This is a genomic window from Actinomycetaceae bacterium MB13-C1-2 (assembly GCA_035621235.1).
GTDB lineage: Bacteria > Actinomycetota > Actinomycetes > Actinomycetales > Actinomycetaceae > Scrofimicrobium.
The window spans coordinates 2,434,264-2,451,371 of the sequence record CP141731.1 but is presented as its reverse complement, the minus strand read 5'-3'; the positions used below and the strand labels follow the sequence as shown (position 1 = coordinate 2,451,371).

General features: G+C 63.7%; 19 protein-coding genes and 1 pseudogene. 11 read left to right on the top strand and 9 right to left on the bottom strand.

What is annotated here, in order from left to right:
- The first annotated feature begins 792 nt into the window (after positions 1–792).
- Both U6G28_10900 and U6G28_10895 read left to right on the top strand, forming a co-directional pair.
- Positions 793–1,140: a sulfate permease gene (locus U6G28_10900; GenBank protein ID WRS30000.1), complete on the top strand. Its 348-nt coding sequence runs from the start codon at positions 793–795 to the stop codon at positions 1,138–1,140.
- 281 nt (positions 1,141–1,421) lie between these two features.
- Entirely contained in the window at positions 1,422–3,077 is a 1,656-nt protein-coding gene (locus U6G28_10895) for an ABC-F family ATP-binding cassette domain-containing protein (protein WRS29999.1), read from the top strand.
- 128 nt (positions 3,078–3,205) lie between these two features.
- On the opposite strand, the gene U6G28_10890 is transcribed toward U6G28_10895, so the two are convergent.
- Entirely contained in the window at positions 3,206–4,453 is a 1,248-nt protein-coding gene (locus tag U6G28_10890) for an IS256 family transposase (protein WRS31243.1), read from the bottom strand.
- A 506-nt stretch (positions 4,454–4,959) separates the two neighbouring features.
- Positions 4,960–6,119, bottom strand: a pseudogene (locus U6G28_10885) (IS3 family transposase).
- A 270-nt stretch (positions 6,120–6,389) separates the two neighbouring features.
- On the opposite strand from U6G28_10885, the gene U6G28_10880 reads away from it, so the two are divergent.
- The 5 genes from U6G28_10880 to U6G28_10860 all read left to right on the top strand — a co-directional run bounded on the left by U6G28_10880 (position 6,390) and on the right by U6G28_10860 (position 10,969).
- Entirely contained in the window at positions 6,390–7,037 is a 648-nt protein-coding gene (locus U6G28_10880; protein ID WRS29998.1) for a TetR/AcrR family transcriptional regulator, read from the top strand.
- Positions 7,027–7,608 carry a hypothetical protein gene (locus U6G28_10875; protein ID WRS29997.1) on the top strand — a complete coding sequence of 194 codons (582 nt, stop codon included), beginning with the start codon at positions 7,027–7,029 and terminating at the stop codon, positions 7,606–7,608. The genes U6G28_10880 and U6G28_10875 overlap by 11 nt, the downstream gene beginning before the upstream one ends.
- A gap of 215 nt (positions 7,609–7,823) precedes the next feature.
- Entirely contained in the window at positions 7,824–8,690 is an 867-nt protein-coding gene (locus U6G28_10870; protein WRS29996.1) for a helix-turn-helix transcriptional regulator, read from the top strand.
- Between the two features lie 236 nt (positions 8,691–8,926).
- Positions 8,927–10,024: an ArdC-like ssDNA-binding domain-containing protein gene (locus tag U6G28_10865; GenBank protein ID WRS29995.1), complete on the top strand. Its 1,098-nt coding sequence runs from the start codon at positions 8,927–8,929 to the stop codon at positions 10,022–10,024.
- A 432-nt stretch (positions 10,025–10,456) separates the two neighbouring features.
- The gene (locus U6G28_10860) at positions 10,457–10,969 is read left to right on the top strand and encodes a helix-turn-helix domain-containing protein (GenBank protein ID WRS29994.1); all 513 of its coding nucleotides are present in this window, start codon (positions 10,457–10,459) and stop codon (positions 10,967–10,969) included.
- Positions 10,970–11,089: 120 nt separating this feature from the next.
- Here the strand turns inward: U6G28_10860 and U6G28_10855 are convergent, their stop codons facing one another.
- From U6G28_10855 to U6G28_10835, 5 genes are all read right to left on the bottom strand, one after another.
- Positions 11,090–11,332: a hypothetical protein gene (locus U6G28_10855; GenBank protein ID WRS29993.1), complete on the bottom strand. Its 243-nt coding sequence runs from the start codon at positions 11,330–11,332 to the stop codon at positions 11,090–11,092.
- Positions 11,333–11,506: 174 nt separating this feature from the next.
- Positions 11,507–11,884: a VOC family protein gene (locus U6G28_10850; protein ID WRS29992.1), complete on the bottom strand. Its 378-nt coding sequence runs from the start codon at positions 11,882–11,884 to the stop codon at positions 11,507–11,509.
- Between the two features lie 62 nt (positions 11,885–11,946).
- On the bottom strand, positions 11,947–12,114 hold the full coding sequence (locus U6G28_10845; GenBank protein ID WRS29991.1) for a hypothetical protein: 168 nt from the start codon (positions 12,112–12,114) through the stop codon (positions 11,947–11,949).
- A gap of 151 nt (positions 12,115–12,265) precedes the next feature.
- Positions 12,266–12,433 carry a hypothetical protein gene (locus U6G28_10840; protein ID WRS29990.1) on the bottom strand — a complete coding sequence of 56 codons (168 nt, stop codon included), beginning with the start codon at positions 12,431–12,433 and terminating at the stop codon, positions 12,266–12,268.
- A 39-nt stretch (positions 12,434–12,472) separates the two neighbouring features.
- Positions 12,473–12,868 carry a hypothetical protein gene (locus U6G28_10835; protein WRS29989.1) on the bottom strand — a complete coding sequence of 132 codons (396 nt, stop codon included), beginning with the start codon at positions 12,866–12,868 and terminating at the stop codon, positions 12,473–12,475.
- A gap of 25 nt (positions 12,869–12,893) precedes the next feature.
- Between U6G28_10835 and U6G28_10830 the strand changes: the two genes are divergently transcribed.
- Together U6G28_10830 and U6G28_10825 are read left to right on the top strand one after the other, a co-directional pair.
- Positions 12,894–13,148 (top strand): cupin domain-containing protein, encoded by a 255-nt coding sequence (locus U6G28_10830; protein ID WRS31242.1) that lies wholly within the window; start codon positions 12,894–12,896, stop codon positions 13,146–13,148.
- Positions 13,149–13,448, top strand: a complete 300-nt coding sequence (locus tag U6G28_10825; GenBank protein ID WRS29988.1) for an AraC family transcriptional regulator — start codon at positions 13,149–13,151, stop codon at positions 13,446–13,448. It abuts the gene before it with no gap.
- A 51-nt stretch (positions 13,449–13,499) separates the two neighbouring features.
- Here the strand turns inward: U6G28_10825 and U6G28_10820 are convergent, their stop codons facing one another.
- Together U6G28_10820 and U6G28_10815 are read right to left on the bottom strand one after the other, a co-directional pair.
- On the bottom strand, positions 13,500–14,081 hold the full coding sequence (locus tag U6G28_10820) for a CDP-alcohol phosphatidyltransferase family protein (GenBank protein WRS29987.1): 582 nt from the start codon (positions 14,079–14,081) through the stop codon (positions 13,500–13,502).
- Positions 14,078–14,686, bottom strand: coding sequence for a VTT domain-containing protein (locus U6G28_10815; GenBank protein WRS29986.1), 609 nt, complete (start codon positions 14,684–14,686; stop codon positions 14,078–14,080). The genes U6G28_10820 and U6G28_10815 overlap by 4 nt, the downstream gene beginning before the upstream one ends.
- 108 nt (positions 14,687–14,794) lie before the next feature.
- Between U6G28_10815 and U6G28_10810 the strand changes: the two genes are divergently transcribed.
- The gene (locus U6G28_10810) at positions 14,795–16,216 is read left to right on the top strand and encodes a histidine kinase (protein WRS29985.1); all 1,422 of its coding nucleotides are present in this window, start codon (positions 14,795–14,797) and stop codon (positions 16,214–16,216) included.
- On the top strand, positions 16,213–16,890 hold the full coding sequence (locus U6G28_10805) for a response regulator transcription factor (protein WRS29984.1): 678 nt from the start codon (positions 16,213–16,215) through the stop codon (positions 16,888–16,890). Before U6G28_10810 ends, U6G28_10805 begins: the two co-directional genes overlap by 4 nt.
- Positions 16,891–17,108: the final 218 nt, after the last annotated feature.

The following is a 17,108-nucleotide window of genomic DNA, read 5'->3' as shown; positions in this document are numbered from 1 at the left end:
GTCGGGCGCTGACGTGGAGACGGATGCTCGTCACCGGGAACGGAAGATACGGGGCCGCAGGGCAGAGGTTTTGAGCGGGTCGACGGTCAGCGCGAAGAGGGGCGCTGCACACGTCGCGAGACGGTTCAGCGCAGGGGCGCGGACGCGTCGATCTTCACCGGTGATTCCTCACGTTTCAAAACAGGGCTGCGACTAGTTTAACGGCCCTGGCTGGGCGCTGCCTGGATACAGGCTCTGTCGAAGTCTTGTCGCGGTCGACGAGGCATGTCACAGTCGAGGGGCGAGTGTGAGCGGTCGGGAACGCGGAAAGCCGTTCCAGGTCGCCGCGCGCCAACAAGCTTTGGCTGTCGCGGCCGTGGACCGACGACACGATGATCAGGATTTCATCGAACATGCGTCCGGTTGGTGGGACGACGAGTGTGGAGGTGCCGAGATGGCCGTCAGGCTGACACCCTGCGCTCGATCGAGCTGCTCGCCACCGAGGTCGCCCCCAGGTACGCGCCGCGCTTTCCGCTCCCGCTGTGGCCTGAGCACAGACGCATCCGTTTCTCCCCAACGCGGAGAGGAAGCCGGGTTGTCCACCGAAGGTCATCGACCCGGCTGGTGCGCCCATGGCCGCGTCGATGATGGACGTATGAACGTCACACCGCACCTTTCGCTAATCGGAATGTCGGCGTACCCTGGAGGCTGAAGCAGGTTCTCAACTCTGCGGGCCCTCCGGGGCGGCCCTCCTGGGCGTTCGATCACACGCTGCTTCCTCGACCGAGAACGACGTGTGACGAGAGGCCCATCATGATTCACCCAATCTTGGCGATGACAAGCTTCATCTATTCGCTCCTGCAGCGCTACGCGCCGAGTAACATCGCGCTCCGATGCATCCGGAGTCGGCGTGGGCTGAAGTGGGGAGTGCCGGCCGTGCTCCTCGCCCTGCCATACCTCGGCCTTGCGTTTTGGTGCTCATTTGTGGCCGCTGGTGGCGGTTCAGCATGGCTGATTTTCCTTGTCCTTCTCAGCCTGTGGAATGCGCTGAAATTCATTGCGTTTGGCCCCATTAGCCTGATGATCCTGAGTCGCGTTCGTGTAAAGGAACTCAATGAACGGCGTGACGGCGAAAAGGTGTCCGCGCCGGCCCTGAACTGATTCCGACGGACCGCGACAGCGTCGCCGATAGTGCGATCAAGTCTGACCGATCAAGCCTCCGAAGCCACAATCGGCACCCGATTCGTTGGTGCGGTGTGAGTGTGGGGTAGAATTGACGGTATGCATTTGTACTTCTTGTGATGGCTGAGCAGGCCTACCGCGCTCGTTGAGTAACTCCGAGCTTGCGGCGGCCGCTTGTTCTGACCCCATGGAGGGTCGCCGTCATTTGCGTACCCGTTGGCTGTTCGGCTTGCCGTGGTGCGTTGTTCTGAAGGATTTGAATGCTTACCCCTACCAACCGTCATCCGGCGCGCCATCGCGCGCAGCTCACCGCCTCCGACCTCTCCGTCATGCGAGGCGTAACACCGGTGCTCAACCATGTCGATCTCGTCGTCACTCCCTCGTCTCGTGTGGCGATCGTTGGCGAGAACGGGCGTGGAAAGACCACGCTTCTCCATGCGCTCGCTGGCACGCTGCCTCCTGACAGCGGCACGATCCAGCGCATCGGCACACTTGGGCTCGCTGAACAAGAAATGAACTCCACCGACAACCGCACCGTTGGGCAGGCCGTCGCCGAGGCCATCGCTGAACCGCTCGCAGCGCTGGCCGCACTCGACGCCGCCGCTGCCGCTCTCGCAGATGGGAGCAGCGAGGCCGCAGAGCAGTACGCCGCAGCATTGGAAGGTGCTGAAGCACTTAACGCGTGGGATGCCGAGCGCCGCGTACAGATCGCGCTCGAAGCACTCGACGCAGAAACCGACATGACACGATTGCTCGCCGATCTCTCGGTAGGGCAACGGTATCGAGTGCGCTTGGCCTGCCTGCTGGGGGCTGAAGATGATTTCTTACTGCTGGACGAGCCCACCAATCACCTCGACCGCAGCGGGCTTGAATTCCTGACCACGCAACTCCGCGCGCGCAACGGTGGTGTCGTCATCGTTAGCCACGATCGCGCGCTACTCTCTGACATTGCGGAGACGGTTGTTGACCTCGATCCGACACCTGATGATCGCCCCCGTATCTACGGCAACGGGTATGCGGGGTACCGAGAAGGGCGCCTGGCCGAGCGGGAACGGTGGGAGCAGGAGTACGAGCGCCAGCAGCAGGAGCAAGCGCGACTGCAGGACAGTCTCAGCGCTGCGCAGAATCGGCTGGTGTCGGGGTGGCGACCGGAGAAGGGGTCACCGAAGCATGGCCGCGCCACGCGTGCGGGCGGGCTGGTGCAGAGCGTGCACCGACGACAGGAGGCACTGAGAGCCCACGCGGTGACGGTGCCTGAACCACCGCAGCTGTTCCAGTTTCCAGACCTGCCCACACGAAAGGGCGCAGTGCTACTGAACGTCGACAACGTGAGCCTTGCCGAACGGTTAACGCAGCCGGTGTCGTTTGAACTCTCGCACCGCAGCAGGCTTGTAGTGACTGGCCCGAACGGGGCAGGGAAGTCGACGCTCTTAAGCATCGCGGCGGGCGAACTGTTGCCAAACACGGGAACAGTGCGAACATCCCGTGGCACGCGCTTGGGCTTTCTGCGCCAGGAGTCGGTGTTGCCGCCTGATCGGCGTGCGAACGAAGTGTATGCCCGGCACATCGACGAACTCGTCGCTCAAGGAAACCTGCAATCATCTGAGGCGGTCGGCCTGTCGGGGCTTGGTCTGCTGCGATCGCGCGAGGCGGGCAAACGGGTGGGTGAGCTGTCGATGGGTCAACAACGACGCCTCGATCTGGCGCTCGTGCTCGCGGCACGCCCGCACGTGCTGCTGTTGGACGAACCCACCAACCACCTCTCTATCGCGCTCGTCGACGAACTCACCGAGGCACTCGGGGCTACCCAAGCGGCCGTCGTACTGTCGACTCACGACCGGCAACTTCTACGAGATGTCGCTGAATGGCCTCATTGTCATCTCAGCACGATCGCCGAAAGATCCGCGCTGGTATGAGGTAACCAGCCAGCAGTCATCTCCCTCTGGGTGCACAATATCGTGGGGTTTTGGGAGTTGCCGCGCCTGGGAGGTCAAGCCCGGGGGCGTGGTGTAGCTGTTGGTGATCCTTCAGTTGTTGGTGTCGGTTAGGCGCTGAGCTCGAGGACGGGGTCGCTCACCTCCTCGGTTCCGGTGTCGGTGACGAGGGTGAGGCGGGACTTGGCGAGGATGTCGAGGCCGAGGTAGCGGCGCCCTTCTGCCCATTCGTCCGTCTGCTCGGCGAGGACGGCGCCGACGAGGCGGATGATGGCGTCGCGGTTGGGGAAGATCCCGACGCTGTCGGTGCGGCGGCGGATCTCACGGTTCAATCTCTCGTTTGGGTTGTTGGACCAGATCTGCTGCCAGAGCCCTTCGGGGAACCCGGTGAACGCGAGGATGTCCGTCCGAGCAGCGTCGAGGTGCTCGTGCGCGTCGGGGAGCTTGCCGTTGACGTAGTCCAGGAGCCGGTCGAACTGGGCGTTTACGGCAGCTGCGTCGGGCTGGTCGTAGACGGAGTGCAGCATCGCTTTCACGGCCGGCCACATGTTCTTCGGGGTCACGGACATCAGGTTGGCGGCGTAGTGGGTGCGGCATCTCTGCCAGACCGCGCCCGGCAGGTTCGCGGCGATGGCTTCCACCAGCCCGGCGTGGGCGTCGCTGGTGACCAGCCGGACCCCGCTCAGGCCGCTGGCGACGAGGTCGGCGAAGAATGAGTTCCAAGCCGCTGCGGTCTCGCTGGTTGTGACACGAAGTCCGAGGACTTCGCGGCGCCCGTCGGCGTTGACGCCGGTCGCGACCAGCACCACCGCGTTGATCACCCGGCCGCCTTCGCGGACCTTCATGGTCAGCGCGTCGGCGGCGACGAACGTGAATGGCCCGGCATCGCCGAGCGGACGGTGGCGGAACTGGTCGACGTGCTCGTCGAGGTCGGCCGCCATCCGCGAGACCTGCGACTTCGACAAGCCGTGGATCCCGAGGGTCTTCACGAGCTTGTCCATCCGGCGGGTCGAGACGCCGGCGAGGTAGCAGTCCGCGATTACGGTGATCAGCGCGGTCTCAGAGCGTTTGCGGCGCTCGAGGAGCCATTCCGGGAAGTAGGTGCCCGAACGGAGCTTTGGAATCGCGACGTCGATAATACCGACGCGGGTGTCCAGGTCGCGATGCCGGTAGCCGTTGCGCTGCGCGATCCGGTCCGGGCTGGGCTTGCCCCATTCCGCGCCGACCATGGCGTCCGCGTCAGCGGACAGCAGCGCGTTGATCGTGGTCTGCAGCAGGCTGCGCATCAGATCCGGCGACGCGTCGGTCAGGGCTTCAGCGAGCACGCTCGCAGGGTCGACAATATGAAGTGCGGTCATCGTGATGATGCCTTTCGACTGGAGGTAAGAGACTTCTCGAAGGATCACACTGACCGCGCTCACGTCGCGAACGACGAGCCAGCCACCGCGGGCTACACCACACTTAAGGGGCACTACTGCCTGGGAGGTGATTCGCAATCATGCATCGGTTCTTCGAGGCGCTGACGAATAGCGAAATCTACCCGATATGTTCCCTGACTTCCTCGAGCAAACTCCGAGGATCGTCAGCCCAGAAACGCACGATGTTACAAGTGTGTGCGCCGCCCTTCGGGCGTAACCCCGGTAACGACAATTCCAGCGGTCGTTCAAGCGTGATCTCGAGGTTTGTTTCGTCTGATATGCGAATAGCCATCACTGATTTGTCGTCTTCACGAAAAACCTTTGGTGTCTTTGGCTCACCGGATACGCGTCCACTTCGTTGTTCGAAGAAGCCGACCGATTGAATGTCTGAAGCGCCCTGGGTTTGTTAGAGACTGATGTGCCCTGGGGTTCATGGAGTCGCGCCGTTAGATTCCTGACTGCAGCATCTTTGCTTGTTCATACAGTTTCTCGTATTCGACGGGTGAACGCATCCCGAGTCGGGAGTGGCGCCGTTTCCGGTTATGGAACATTTCCAAATACTCGAAGATCGCATTCGCAAGCTCGAGCCTGGTCCGCCACATTCGACGGTCCAGTAGTTCGGTTTGCATACGCCCCCAGAACGATTCGATCATACTGTTGTCGTAACATGACCCAATCGCTCCCATCGACGGCAACAGCCCTGCAGCTTGAACCCGCTGAGTGAATACCCAACTCCGGAAAACAGTGCCGTGGTCCGAGTGTATGATCGTCCCCGGTTGGGGCTTTCGTGTCTCGATCGCCATATGCAGCGCGTTCGTCACGAGCGCTGCATCCGGGGAACTGTCAATCGCCCAGCCCACCACTTTTCGGCTGAACGTGTCCAGTACGACGGCGCAGTAGACTTTCCCTTCTCTTGTGCGATGCTCTGTGACATCGGTGACCCATAGCATGTTGGGATGATCCCGTGCGAACTCGCGCCGCACGAGGTCCCCGGGAAGAGGAGCATCGCTGCGGGAGTACCGCGAGCGTCTGGGGCCAGGAATACCGCGCAGACCGGCGCGTGCCATCACCAGTTCCACTTGGGAACGTCCAACCTGTAGCCCTAACCCCATGGTGAGTTCTGCCCACACCCTGCGCGCACCATATACGCCTCGTGCTGCTTCATGGACGGCCTGAATCTGCTCGAGAAGCCACGCATGACGGATCTGGCGATTCGATGGGACACGGGTCTTCCAGGCGTAGTATCCAGATTCAGATACCCCGAGGAGCCTGCACGCCTTCTGCACTGGCAGTCGTTCCGCGGACATCACTGCGATGGCCGCGTACACCCTTTTGGGTTGGGAGTCTCCTTCAAGAGCTGTCGCGCACGAACCAGGATTTGTACTTCCTCTTCGAGCTCACGAATGCGGCGTTTCGCACTGGCAAGTTCAGCGTTCTCGGCGCTGGTTGTGCCGGGGAGCTCCCCTTGATCGATACGTTGCTGTTTGCGCCAGTTATAGATGGTTTGCTGGCTGATGCCGAGATCCTCAGCAACATGTTTCACGGGTTTACCTTCAGAGAGCAAATCTAGGACTTTGCGTCTGAAGGGTTCAAGATAACGACTCACGGCCGACCTCTTTCTTGGTTGCGCTGCTACCAAGATCCCAACAGGCTGACTCCACTAAAGCCAGGGCACATCAGAGCCTCCATCAAACCCAGGGCGCTTCAGTGGCGCGGCATTGCCATGCGCTCAGACAAGACCGCCAGGAACTATCACTCCGCGCTCTGCCTCGCCGCAACCCTCCAATGGGTTTAGCAACACGGCCTAGAAGGGATGGACGCCGCGCATTTACTTCGATACGCTTGTATTGCACTGTAGAAGGAAGGGAGATGGGCTGTGGCGCGAGGGCGCGGACGCGATCACGATGTGGTCCGGCAAGCGATCATCGATGCAGCGGGCACCGCGGTCGAGCAGGGGGGCCTCGAGTCGCTGACGTTCCGTCGGGTCGCTGCTGCCGCGGATGTATCCCCGGGACGGGTCCAGCACTACTTCACCGACCACGCCAGGCTGGTGCAGGCCTGCTTCGATGCTGTGCAGGATAGGGCGCGTTCTCGTGTGGAGGCGACGCTCGCGAAAGTCGAGCCGAGCCCTGCGGAGGTGGTCGCGGCGATTCTGCGCACGATGATCCCGCGGAGTCCCGAGGACTTCAGAGATCTCCGTGTGGTCACCATGTTTGAGACCTTGGCGCTCACCGAGCCGGCGTTGGGGCGGGCACTGCTGGAGGGTCACGCAGAGCTGCGCATGCTGCTGGTCGATCAGGTTGCGCTCGTCTTACGCAGACCCGGTTCCGCGCTGGAAGCAGCCGGCATCACGTCCCCGGAGATGATCTCTGATGGATTGCTTGCGACGGCCGGCGGGCTCGCGAGTGAAGTCCTGCACGGCCATCTCGGGGCCGACGAGGCACACCGGGTCCTAGACGCGGCGCTGGCTTGCGGGCTCGGCAAGAGCACGACTGACGACACGGAGGGCGGCCATGGCGGATGACTCCGAGGTCCTGCGGCCGCTGCGGCGCGGGGAGGGGCTGGTCCGGGGCCGTTTCGTGACCGAGCACGACGGGGCGACCTACGTCGTCGACGCTCACTACCTCGACCTGGCCGAGCGCATCCGCCTCTACCGGAACGGGCGACTCGTCGACACTGCTCGCGGGCGTGCCACGTTCCATCTCGGCGGTGGCGTACGGATCGAGGCCGCGGTCGCTAAGGCCGGCATGAAGTACGTTCGCCTGCGACAGGGCGAAGCTGGCGGCAAAGTGCAGCTTCCACCGGCCGAAGGAACGGCCGAGGCATGGCGGGCGCGGGTCGGTACCGCTCACCCTACCGCGAGCCGAGTCGTCGGTTGGGTCTCGCTCGTCGTCCTACTGGCTGTGCTCGGGATCGAGCTTCCCCAGCTGATCAACCTCACCGGGAACCTGACGCCGCTCGTCGGACTGCCGTCGTTCGAGGTCCCGGCACTGACGCTACCGGGCTGGACGAACGTGGCACTCATCATCCTGGCCGGAGCCGCCGGGCTCGAACGCAGCCTGAGCATGAAGTACAACCCTCTGCTCGACGACTGATCGGCTCGATGGGTCAGAACACTCATTCGCGGCGCTTCAAAGAAGCTGATATCTGCGGCGTGGGCTCTGCTCTCCACGCCGAGCGCGGACAGCGTCGAGCCATTGCTCGCTCTGCGGATCAGTGCAGTCCGGTGCGGATGGTAAAGGCCCCTGACCGCGGACGGTTTCTGCCAGTCCTGGCCCGCACCCGCTCAATCCGTCGTCCGGTCGGGCCGATGGTCTACGACTGTCTCAAGCTCGTGTTCGTCAGGTCGGGGTCCGCGATCGTGTTTAGCGAGTTCGGGCATCAGCCGGTCAGCTTCGGTGATGTAATCATGATCGGCCCGAACGTGTTGTTCAGCGCCGAACCCGAAGGCCTCGTCACTCTCACCGCGATCTACGTTGATACCGACTTCGCGCTCGATCAGTTCTTCTGGCAGCACTCGACGGTCTTGCATGATCGGCTCGACGCGCAAGGGTTTGCCGAGAAGGTCTACTCCGAGCCGGCCCAGGTCCTGCGCCTGGGCCGGGACCGGGCGGGCATGGTGACGCCGTGGCTGGATGAGATGGTCGCCCTCAGTATTGAGGGCTGTTTCCCGCAGCGGTTCAACCGGTTGCAGGCGCTCTGGTTCGCCGTCATGGACGTCCTCGCCCCGCACATCCGTGTCTCGCCGGTGCGGTTGACGCCGTTGCAGCGGGCGCGCTCGCGCCCAGTCTTGCCGCGTACTCGGCGGTTCGCGCCGCTGCGCCGTGAAGCGATGCTCGCGCGCGAAGCTCTCCACGAGAACGTCGCGCACCCGTGGACGCTGGGCGAACTGGCCGAGACCGTGCGGCTATCTCCGCAACAGCTCACGCGGGTGTTCGCGGAGGCATTCGGGAAGACCCCGATCGCCTACCTGACCATGCTGCGCGTGCAGGAGATGGCGCGGCTGCTGCGCGAGACCGACCTGCCCGTGGCTACCGCGGGCCGTCGCGTGGGCTGGTCGAGCCGGTCGCGGGCGACGGAAGCGTTCATCGAGCACACCGGGCTCAGCCCGAGCCACTACCGCGCCATGCGCCCCATCACGACCGATCACCCCGAGAACGGCACCGTGGTCCGGTAAACCCTCACTTCGTCCGGCGTCCGACCGGACATCCCCGCTTCCCGCCCAGCGTCGGCGGGAGCGCTGGTAGTCCGGTATGGCCTACGTCAGGCACGACCACAAGTTGTCCTGGCGGCCAACCTACCGATCCCGTAGTTCGCTGACCGTCTCGACTCGCCGGATGTGCCTGGCTCACCTCGCAGGTACAGGACCAGCCGCCGCCCCTTGCGGCTGGCCCGCCGGGAGGAGGCCGGACGATGGCGACGAGGCAAGAGGAGGCCCGCCAAGCGCGGGAGGCGAAGCTCGACGAGCTCCACGACAAGCTCACCGGCGCGGTCGAACGGCTCGTCACCGGGGACGACTGGGCCGACGCGCTCCGGTTCGCCGCACGGTTCCGGTCCCGGTCGTTCAACAACGTCCTGCTGATCTGGGAACAGCACCAGGCCGCGTTTGAACGGGGCCGGGTCCCGGAACCGTTCCCGACCTATGTCGCCGGCTACAAGCAGTGGCAACAACTCGGCCGCCAGGTCGGCAAAGGCCAGGCCGGATACCAGATCCTCGCCCCCGTCACCGGCAGATTCGCGTCCGCGAACCCGTCCGATCCCGCGTCGTGGCGGCGCCTGAACCGCGGTGAGAAGCCCAAGCCAGGCGAGACCGTGCGCTCGAAAATGGTCGGGGTGCGCCCGGCCTACGTCTGGGATGTCTCCCAGACCACCGGCGACCCGCTCCCGAAGAAGCCGGAGCCAAGGCTGCTCACCGGGGAAGCGCCGGAAGGACTGCGCGAGGGGCTGGCGGGACGGATCGAGGCCGAGGGGTTCGAGCTGCTGTGGGTGCCGCACGAGGGCATGATCGGCGGCGCGAACGGGCTGACGAACTTCGAGACCCGCCAGGTCGCGGTGCGGGAGAAAATGCCCGATGCCGCGCAGGTGAAGACCGAAGGGCACGAGCTCGCCCATGTCCTGATGCACGGCCCCGACCAGGAGGAGGCGAGGCAGCATCGCGGGATCGGGGAGGTCGAGGCCGAATCGGTGGCGCTGATGATCGGCGCTGCGCACGGGATGGACACCAGCGAGTACACGATCCCGTACGTGGCCGGGTGGGCGGTGGCCGTGGATAGGAAGAACCCGGTCGAGGTGGTGCAGGCCGCCGGGGAGCGTATCCGCAAGACCGCGATCGACATCCTCGACCGGCTCGACACGATCCAGGTGAGCGACGGCACCCCGCCCGGCCTCGACCGCGACACCCAACGCCGCCCACCGGAACCTCGGCCCGGCCGGACAGCGCCTGCCGCGGAGGCTGAGGAGGCGCGGCCGGAACGAGCGGGGCGCGGGCGTACGGGATCGCGAACGCGATGATCTTCCACAAGGTCAGCGACCTCGACAACGTCGGCGACCAGGGCTCGGCGATGCGGGGCCTGGCTAACTCGTTGTTGGCGAACGCGGAGACGCGGATCATCTACCGGTAGGAGAGCGACCAGCTGGGCCCGACCTCCGCGGCGCTCGGGCTGACCGGCACCGAGCAAGCCCTGCTGCCCACCCTCGGGGTTGGGCAGCAGGGCTGTGGAAGATCAAGGGCTCCTCCTACGTCGTCCAACACCAGCTGCACCCGGCCGAAAATAGACTCTTTGACACGAGCTCGCGGGCGGCGGCACGCAGCTAGGGCGTGTCTGATAGTTGCCGGGTCCACGCGATGGCGGTGTGGATAAGGACGGCGGCGCGGTAGACGATCACGTGTTTGTCGTAGCGGGTGGCGAGGCCTAGCTCTAAAACTGATGGAGGTTGTTGACAGTGGGGTGTTCCGATTGGGAGGAAGGTTCCATTTCACAACGAGAGTTCGAGCGTCGAGCGAAGCATAAGCTCGCCGTGCTGTGGCACGTCGATGAGATCAGTGGGAACGTCGCGGCGACGTGCCGGTACTACGGCATCAGCCGACAGACCTACTACAAGTGGAAACGTCGTTACGAGGACGAGGGTCTTGAGGGGTTGAGGGATCGCTCCAGCGAGCCGCATCATCAACCGAATAAGGCCGGCTCGGAAGTGATCGAGAAAATCCTTTGGCTACGCCAGCGGTATCACTTCGGACCCCACAAGATCGCGATGTATCTGGCTCACTATCACGACATCACGATCAGCACCTCCGGGATCTGGCGGATTCTAAAGAAGGTCGGACTGAACCGGCTCCCCGCTTCACAGCGCTACAAGCGCACCCAGACGAGGTGGAAACGCTACGAGAAGCAACGGTCTGGGCACGCCCTGCAAGTCGACGTGAAGTTCATCGAACCCTTGGGACAGACGGGGTGAAAGAAGCGCTACTACCAGTACACTGCGATCGCTGACTGCACCCGCGTCCGAGTGCTTTGTGCTTACCCACGCAACAACCAGAAGACCGCGATCCAGTCCATCGACCATGTGCTGTCGAAACTACCGTTCCAAGTCGAACAGGTGCAGACCGATAACGGTCAAGAGTTCGGACAAGCGTTCCATTGGCACCTGCTCGACAAGGGCATCGGCCACGTCAAGATCAGGCCCCGTACACCCCGCTTGAACGGGAAGGTCGAAAGGTCCCACCGGATCGACTCCGAAGAGTTCTATCGACTCCTCGAAGGAGAAGTCATCGACGACGCGAACCTCTTCGCCGAACGACTCCAGCAATGGGAAGACCACTACAACTATGATCGACCACACGGAGCACTCGGCGGGCAAACCCCCTACGAACGACTCAAACAGAAAGCACAAGCTCCCCTGTCATAAACCTCATTCAGTTGCACACCTAAGGATAGCAAGAACCCCTGCCACTCACTTTGAGCAGTAGGGGTTCTTGGTCGGCAGACTTAACCCTTACAGGTACGGTTGCGTGATGAGTTCGAGGTAGTGGCCGGACGGGTCGAGCAGATAGACGCCTCGCCCACCGTGCTCATGGTTGATCTCTCCGGGCTTCGTGCGCTGCGGGTCGGCCCAGTGGTCCCAGCCTCGTTCCGTGATCTTCGCGTAGGCGCGGGCGAAGTGCTCGTCGTCCACGAGATAGGCGTAATGCTGTGGTGGGAACTCGAACGGCAGCGGTCCGGCGAACTGGAGCATCACCCCGCTGCCGATCTGGATGTTCGTGAACGCGCCCCACGACTCAGCGGGTGTTGCTTCCAGCATGTCGATGTAGAACTCGGCCATGGTCGGCGGGTCAAGCGAAGCGATGATGGTGTGGTTGAAGTGTGCAGTCATGGATTCTCCTTGTCTTCGTTGATGTGATTCTGGGATCGCATCAACGCAAGGAGGCGCACGGATCAGGAAACGACCAGATGGCCTTCCCGGGAGCGGCCGCCGTGGGCCTGACTGGTCTTCATCGGTTCCATCCTACCAGGAAGAGCCGGAGAGCTGCCGTCCTGACCATCGGCGGTCAGTTCAGCCATCCCGGCGATGAACGCGTCGAGCCCCAGCTTGTCCGACTTCATGATTCTGGGACTGCCGCGCTGTTAGGTGACTTCTTGACCTGCCTCACGGAAAAGGTTCCAGTTTCGATGGCTAACTGGTGGCCTGATCCGGAAGGCTCATCCGCATGCCCCGCCCCTATCCGCCGGCCTCGGCCTCGGCCCCCTGTGCGGCTCACGCTTCCGCATAGATCTGGCGGCGCACCAGTACGCGCGCCTCGGCCCCGGCACCCAGCAGTGTCCGTTCGGTGACCGATCCGACCCTGCCTGTGGCTCCTGCGATGACGTACATATAGTTTCCTCCTGCGAGCTTCGATTGATTGTTCTTCGGCGTATGCGGCATTACTCAGCAGAAACATCCTCATATAGGCAAAGTTCTTGCTCAATCATCTGATCCAGCGGGCGTATCTGCTCGGGGACGTGACACGACTGCAGCATGGAGGTTCTCTCGCGTTTCGAGGATCAGGATCGGGTGGCGCGTGTGCTCCACTCGTTGCGGATGCGCAGTACCTTCTACTGCCACGTCGAGCTCTCCGAGCCGTGGGCGCAGCAAATGCCGGCGATCGCCGACTCTGTGAGCTTCCACGTCGTCACGGCCGGCTCCTGCTGGCTGCGCTTGCCAGCGTCCGATCCGGTCGAGGTGCGGGCGGGCGACCTCGTCCTCGTGCCGCACGGCCTCGGCCATGACCTGCTCAGCGAAGCCGATGCGCGTCGTGGCCCGAGAGTCGACCTTCTGCCCCGGGAGTACTTGAGCGCCAGCTACTCGATCCTCCAGCACCGGGGGAGGCAGCCGGGCAGCGCAGCTGATCTGCGGGGTTGTCTCCTTTGACGAGTTCGCCGCACGCGAGCTGATGCATATGCTTCCCGCCGTGATGTTCATCGGCGGCGATACGCTCTCGGGGGTGTCCTCGATCAAGGACACGCTGCGCCTTATGGCGGGCGAGCTCGCGCACCCGCAGCTCGGAGGTGAAGCCGCCGCTACCAGACTTGCCGACATCCTCGTTGTGCAGGCGATCCGCTCCTGGCTCATCAACGACTCGACGGCCCCTGCAGGCTAGTTGCGTGCACGCGAAGACGAGAGGATCGGTCGCGTACTCGAAGCGATCCACCACCATCCCGGCAACGACGGGGACCTCGGTCGTCTCGCCCAGGTCGCCACGATGCCCAGGTCATCGTTCAGCAGCCGCTTCACCGCGCTGCTCAGCGAAGCACCGATCGCCTACCTCACCCGCTGGCGCATGAACATCGCCGCGTCACGGCTGCGCGAAGAAGACATCACCGCCGCCCGCCTCGCCTCCGAACTCGGGTACCAGTCGGAGGCCGCATTCAACCGGGCCTTCACCCGAATCAACGACTAGACCCCCGGGTCTCTGCGTGGACGCCGGAGAAGATAGTCGAACAGCCTGGGATCACATATCAGACAGATCTTTGCGGTTGTCACGAAGGAGAGCTCGGAAGTACCCGAACCCTGCGACGGCGTGGAGAACCGCTCCAGCGATGCAAAGCACTCTGCCTGCGGCTCCGACCGGGTGGAGTGTGGGGAGCAGGCTGAGTCCGATGAGCGCGAGCCCTGACATGAGCGCGGCAGTGCGCATCTTCCCGACTCGGGAGACCTTCGGCGCTTGTGAGGGACGGGTCACCAGGTAGGTGATGACGAGTGCAGCGTCGACGGCTGCGATGGTGAGAACCACTCCGAAGGAGAGATGACCTGCTAAGACAAGGGCGAGTGCGATGGTCGCAACGCCGACGCGGTCTGTGATCGGATCGAGAACCGCTCCCGTGGTGCTGACCTGGTTCAGGGCGCGGGCGAGATAGCCGTCGATCCAGTCGCTTGCGCCGAAGATCGCCAGGAGTACGACGGTGAGGCCGGGATGGTCACGGTTGAGGATGAGGATGACGATCGGAACTACGAGCCCGAGCCGCAGCAGGGTGATGAGATTTGGCAGAGTTGCCCAGTCGCGGCGCGGGCGTGCCGATGACGTGCGGTTCATGCGCGCACCCCCCGCTTATGGCGTGCGAGGATCCAAACGGCGAGTGCTGCGGCCACGACGATGAACGCGGGCAGGGTGTAGCGCTCCACGATGTCGAACAGTGCGTTCCCGATAAGCGCACCACCGACGACCCAAAGCCCGGCCCAGAGCAGTGCCGCGAGACCACAAGCGGTTGCGAATCGCGAGTACGGCACCGCTGAGGCGCCGGCTGCAGCGGCGACGAGGGTGCGGATACCCGGAAGCAGGCGGGCGATGATCACGACCCAGAATCGGCCGGCAACATAATATCGTGCCTTCTCCCAGCGGTCCCGGCCCAACCGCTTGATCAGCCTGGTGTCGCCGAGGCGGGCTCCAAGACCACGTCCGACCGCGAACCCCACATGGTCTCCGAGAAATGCGCCCAGTGCGGCGACGAATACCCCGGCGGCGAGCAGTTCGCCGCGGTCTGAAAGCGTGATCGCGGCCAAGACGATGCCCGTTTCCCCGGGGAGGACGGCGCCGATCCCGAGGGCCGCGTCGAGGGCCGCGAACAGGAGCATGCAGGCGAGCACGAGGGTGATGTGCTCGCCTGCCTGTGCAAGGAGTGTGCGGAGAAGTTCGACCATGCATGTGACGGTAGATCCGCGGGTAAACGTGCCGATATTGCCGAATGCCTATTCATGACCTAACGATCGTGAGTTCTCCGGTCGGAACCGCGCGCATAGATTGGGAGTATGAGTGGTAGTTCCGATGATCTCGAGACACTGCGCCGTCGGCAGAACATAGTGGGGTGCGTCGTCGCGGTCGGCGTCGGCACGTCCACGTGCTGGTTGTCCGAGCTTGCCGTACTGGTGCTGAGCCTTGTTGCGGCTGCTGCGATCGTCCTCGTGTTCGCAACCCCGGCTGTGCGGGTTCGCGTGGTTCTTGCCGGTTCCGTGCTCGGGGCTACCGTCGTCAGACTCCCCGAGTTGAATGTCGAGGAGATTGTCGATGGCCTCGTATATGGTCTGTTGACCGCCCTGGTGCTTGCCGCGCCGCTGACCACGCGGCGCGCGGTGTCCGAGCGGCGAGAGTTTCACCGGCGGGGCTGGCAACTGGCCGCGATCGAATCCAGGCGACGGGCGAGCCAGACCCGTGAGGTCCTGCAACGTGAGCGGATGACCCTTGCCGCGGAGATGCACGACGGCCTCGGCCACTCTTTGACGCTCATCGCCGTCCGGCTTGGACAGCTCTCCCTCACGCCGACACTCTCGGATACCGACCGAGCAGAGGTCTCCGGTATCCGCACGATCGCAGCGGACGCGGCGGATCAGCTCGGTCTCGCCGTTCGGCTGCTGCGCCAGTCTGAAGACCCGACGGCCGGGTGGAGGCTTCCGAGCCTCGATGAAGCAGTGACCGGTGCTCGTCAGGCCGACATGGACGTGGACACGCACATCGCCGCAAATCTGAGCGAACGGCTCAGCGACGCAGCGCTCAACGCCGTCGCCCGGGTGGTTCAGGAAGGACTCACCAACGCGTCCAAACACGCCCCGGGGCAACCGGTCACCGTACGCGTCGAGATCGAGGGCGATACTGTCACTGCGGTTGTCCGTAATCCTCTCAACGAGGGAGCGTCCTACGCCCATCCGCACGATTCTGGATTCGGGCTGCACGGCCTGCGGCACCGCGCGGCGATGCTGGGTGGCGCCCTTTCCGTCCGTCAGACGCCGACCGAGTTCGCCCTGAACCTCACCCTTCCCGCGCACGCTCGCCCATCCGCGGACGGCGCAGCATCCGATAACGACATCGTCGCCGCCAAGGACGATGCCGCGACCCTTCGATCCCGCGCTACCCGAGCAGCCATCGCCGTGCCCACAGCCATCCTCGGCGCAATCGTGTTCATCGTGGTCGCTTACTTCGTGCTCGCCAACACGCTATCGGTGATGACCACGGCACAGCTCGCAGACATCTCCGTCGGGGATACCCAGGAGACGGTCGAGCGATCCCTCCCTGCCCTCGAGATGCTCGATCCCCCGCGTGATGAGTTCCCACCTCTCCCCGACGAGGCCTGCCACTATTATGAGGCGGGAATCAGCTTCTTCGAACGAGTCGACGTCCACGTCGTCTGCTTCGCCTCTGACCAGGTCAGCAGGATCGGAACGGTTCCCGCGCCATGACCCCGGGCGATCACACCGACACCCCGCAGATCCGCGTCCTGATCGCGGATGACGACCACCTCGTCCGCACCGGCATTGCCGCGATCCTCGCCTCCGCCACTGACCTCGACATCATCGCCTTCGCCAGCAACGGCCACGAGGCCGTCAACGCCGCGGCAACACACCGCGTCGACGTCGCACTGCTGGATATCCAGATGCCACGACTCGACGGCATCGGGGCCCTCCGCGAGATCCGGCACCGACAGCCCGAGCTTCCGATCGCCATGCTCACAACCTTTTCCGACGATCATCTCATCGCCGATGCGATCAACGCCGGCGCCCTCGGGTTCCTTCTCAAATCCGACGAACCCCAGCAGCTCATTGCCGGCGTCAGAGCCCTCGCACACGGCGGCGGTGCGTTCTCCCCCCGAGTCGCCCGCTGGCTCGCCGCCGAGCAACGAGCAGGTCACCGCACCCGAACCGCGCGAGACGAACTCACCACCCTGCTCACCGAGCGCCAGATCGAGCTCCTCACCCACATCGCCCAGGGGCTCTCCAACGCCCAGATCGGCAAAGCCATGCACCTATCCGAAGGCACCGTCAAACAGTACATCTCCCAACTCTTCAACACCCTTGGCATCAATAACCGTGTCCACGCCGCCATCACCGCTTACCGACACGGACTCATCACATGACACCACTGACGAGGCACTACGTGGGGGACTGTCTGATTAACAATGAAGATGGTGTCGTGGCCTCGGGGCGGGTCTGACCTTCCGATTAACTGACTCGCTCCTGGCGGTGCTGTCCTGACACCGACGGGTCGACTCGCTCCGCGGCCACGTTCGTTCCGGGTGACCGGACCGGGCAGGAGCGTGACTTCATAGGACGTTGCTCGATCAATGACTCTTCA

What these genes read in the sequence shown, in the direction of transcription:
- U6G28_10805 (WRS29984.1), top strand. Translation starts at nt 16,213, where the DNA reads ATGACCCCGGGCGATCACACCGACACCCCGCAGATCCGCGTCCTGATC.
- U6G28_10890 (WRS31243.1), bottom strand. Translation starts at nt 4,453, where the DNA reads ATGACCGCACTTCATATTGTCGACCCTGCGAGCGTGCTCGCTGAAGCC.
- U6G28_10810 (WRS29985.1), top strand. Translation starts at nt 14,795, where the DNA reads ATGAGTGGTAGTTCCGATGATCTCGAGACACTGCGCCGTCGGCAGAAC.
- U6G28_10845 (WRS29991.1), bottom strand. Translation starts at nt 12,114, where the DNA reads ATGAAGTCGGACAAGCTGGGGCTCGACGCGTTCATCGCCGGGATGGCT.
- U6G28_10870 (WRS29996.1), top strand. Translation starts at nt 7,824, where the DNA reads ATGGTCTACGACTGTCTCAAGCTCGTGTTCGTCAGGTCGGGGTCCGCG.
- U6G28_10865 (WRS29995.1), top strand. Translation starts at nt 8,927, where the DNA reads ATGGCGACGAGGCAAGAGGAGGCCCGCCAAGCGCGGGAGGCGAAGCTC.
- U6G28_10900 (WRS30000.1), top strand. Translation starts at nt 793, where the DNA reads ATGATTCACCCAATCTTGGCGATGACAAGCTTCATCTATTCGCTCCTG.
- U6G28_10815 (WRS29986.1), bottom strand. Translation starts at nt 14,686, where the DNA reads ATGGTCGAACTTCTCCGCACACTCCTTGCACAGGCAGGCGAGCACATC.
- U6G28_10875 (WRS29997.1), top strand. Translation starts at nt 7,027, where the DNA reads ATGGCGGATGACTCCGAGGTCCTGCGGCCGCTGCGGCGCGGGGAGGGG.
- U6G28_10850 (WRS29992.1), bottom strand. Translation starts at nt 11,884, where the DNA reads ATGACTGCACACTTCAACCACACCATCATCGCTTCGCTTGACCCGCCG.
- U6G28_10820 (WRS29987.1), bottom strand. Translation starts at nt 14,081, where the DNA reads ATGAACCGCACGTCATCGGCACGCCCGCGCCGCGACTGGGCAACTCTG.
- U6G28_10895 (WRS29999.1), top strand. Translation starts at nt 1,422, where the DNA reads ATGCTTACCCCTACCAACCGTCATCCGGCGCGCCATCGCGCGCAGCTC.
- U6G28_10840 (WRS29990.1), bottom strand. Translation starts at nt 12,433, where the DNA reads ATGCCGCATACGCCGAAGAACAATCAATCGAAGCTCGCAGGAGGAAAC.